The organism is Streptomyces sp. MMG1533 (assembly GCF_001279775.1).
In the GTDB taxonomy this organism is placed as follows: domain Bacteria; phylum Actinomycetota; class Actinomycetes; order Streptomycetales; family Streptomycetaceae; genus Streptomyces.
Genome location: NZ_LGDG01000081.1, coordinates 1 through 2,312, shown reverse-complemented (window position 1 = coordinate 2,312; position 2,312 = coordinate 1). Strand labels below are relative to the sequence as shown.

Annotated in this window: 2 protein-coding genes and 1 pseudogene; 2 read left to right on the top strand and 1 reads right to left on the bottom strand. The window is 73.7% G+C overall.

The window, feature by feature from the left end; all coding sequences use genetic code 11:
* Positions 1–313: 313 nt before the first annotated feature.
* Both ADK57_RS11230 and ADK57_RS11225 read left to right on the top strand, forming a co-directional pair.
* Positions 314–1,228: a universal stress protein gene (locus ADK57_RS11230; protein ID WP_053749256.1), complete on the top strand. Its 915-nt coding sequence runs from the start codon at positions 314–316 to the stop codon at positions 1,226–1,228.
* A 26-nt stretch (positions 1,229–1,254) separates the two neighbouring features.
* Positions 1,255–2,151: a universal stress protein gene (locus tag ADK57_RS11225; RefSeq protein ID WP_053749255.1), complete on the top strand. Its 897-nt coding sequence runs from the start codon at positions 1,255–1,257 to the stop codon at positions 2,149–2,151.
* Between the two features lie 16 nt (positions 2,152–2,167).
* On the opposite strand, the pseudogene ADK57_RS48920 reads toward ADK57_RS11225, so the two are convergent.
* A pseudogene (locus tag ADK57_RS48920) lies at positions 2,168–2,312 on the bottom strand (polyphosphate kinase 2); the annotation flags it as partial.

Below are 2,312 nucleotides of genomic sequence, written 5' to 3'. Positions count from 1 at the left end.
CCCCAGCCCTCGCCCCGCCCCCGGCCGCATCCGGTGACCTTCAGTGTGGGGACCGGGCAGGCGGACTGACTCCGTCTCAGCAGCCCGCACCCCGACGGCGAGGCAGGTGGCGCAGGGGGGAAGGGTGCGTTGCCCATGCCGCGCCTGACGGCACACAGGGCCCATCGGCCCCGGTCGGGGAAGGGTGCGTTGCCCATGCCGCGCGTGACGGCACACAGGGCCCATCGGCCCCGGTCGAGGACCTGCGGCCCCTGCACCACTGATCCCCGCACCGCCACGCTGGAATCACATTCCCGTTCAGGAGGCAGAAGCCATGGTTGGCAGTGTGGTCGTAGGTCTCGATGGCTCGGTCGAGAGCCGTGCCGCGGTGGAGTGGGCTGCCCGCGAGGCGAAGCGGCGTTCCCTTCCGCTCAAGCTGGTCCATGTCCGGGAGGCGGTCTCCGAGCCCATGGCCCTGGCGTCGCTCCTCGGGGCACCCCCGGCCGAAGGCTGGGAGAGCCTCCCGCGCCAGGCGGCCGAAGAACTTCGGCTGCGCCACCCCGGGCTGGACGTGACCGTGGAGCAGGTCTTCGGTCAGCCCGCCGAGGTGCTGACGGAGGCGGCGAAGGACGCCGAACTGCTGGTCCTCGGCTCCCGAGGGATGAGCGGCCTCGGAGGATTCCTCGTCGGCTCCGTGGGCCAGGCCGTCCTGGCGCACGCCGAGCAGCCGGTGGTCCTGGTGCGGGCGGGGGAGCGTGCCGCGGACGGGCCCGCGAAGGTTCCGTCCGCAATCCCGTCAGCAATCCCGTCCGCCGCGGCCACGTCCGGGCCGGTCGTCCTCGGGCTCGACACCGACAGCCCCGACGACACGCTGCTCGCCTTCGCCTTCGAGGCGGCCGCCCGCCGTGTCACACCCCTGCGGGTCGTGCACGCCTGGAACCTGCCGCCTTACTTCGCCTACGGCCTGCCCGCCGACCCCGAGCTCAACGCCTTGCTGGGCAAGGAGGACGCTGTCGCACTGGGCGAGTTGCTGCACCGATGGAAGGAGAAGTACCCGGCCGTCGAGGTTCTTGAGGAGTCCCGTTCCGGCAGTCCCGCCATCCAGCTGGTCGACGCCTCCCGGGGGGCGTCCCTGGTCGTCGTGGGCCGGCGGATCCGCCGTGGCACGCTCGGCCCGCACATCGGCCCCGTCACGCACGCCGTCCTGCATCACGCCACCGCCCCCGTCGCCGTCGTCGCGCACGACTGACGCAATGCCCTGAAGGAGCAGTGATCATGAAGGCAGCGATCGTTCAAGCCTTCGGCGAGCCCCTGGTGGTGGGGGTCGACGGGTCCGGGCCGAGTCTGCGGGCCGTGGACTGGGCGGCCGACGAGGCCGCGCTGCGCGGGGTGCCGCTGCGGGTGGTGTACGCCTCGCTGTGGGAGCGCTATGAGGGCGCCGCGCTCGACAAAGACCTCGGCAGGTCGTCCGAGCAGGTGCCCGCCGAGGACATCGCCGAGGGTGCGGCCCGCCGAGCGCGGGCCCGCCACCCCGAGCTGAAGGTGTCCGCGGAGGTGCTGCCGGAGGAGCCGGAGTACGCGCTGGTCAAGGAAGGCCTGCACGCCGGCGCCCTGGTCCTGGGCACCCGCGGCCGCAGCGGCATCACCGAACTGCTGCTCGGCTCGGTGAGCCTGACGGTGGCCGCCCACGCCCGCTGCCCGGTGATCGTGCTGCGCGGCAGCCACGACAACCAGGTGACGCCCGCGGTCCGCGGACGCGTCGTCGTGGGCGTCGGCGAGCACTCGGAGCCGTCGGCGGCCGTGTGCTTCGCCTTCGAGGAGGCGCGGCGGCGTGGGGTGCCCCTGGAGGCCGTACGGGCCTGGCGGCGCCCCGCACGCGAGACCACCGACCAGACCCTGCTGGTCGGTGAGCTGGCCCGTCTGCACGAGGAAGAGGCCGCCGAGACGCTGGAAGCGGCGCTGCGCGACGCCCCCGAGGAGGTGGACCTGCGTCGACGCACCGTCGAGGGCCACGCCCGCAAGGCGCTCCTGGACGCCTCGCACGAGGCCGACCTGCTCGTCGTCGGCGCCCGGCGCCGCGAGGGCCACCTCGGGCTCCAGCTCGGCCGGGTCGCGCACACGGCCCTGCACCACTCCGCCTGCCCGGTCGCCGTAGTGCCGGAACAGGTGTGAGGGAGGTACCGGCTGCTCAGAGGCTTGCCGCGTGATCGGGGACGTAGGTCTGCAGATCGCGGGGCGGGCGCTGGTAGCCGGTCGAGGGCGGCCGCGGGGGCAACTCCAGCACCGGCGGCGGCACCTCCTGGTACGGGACGGAGCCCAGCAGGTGGGCGATC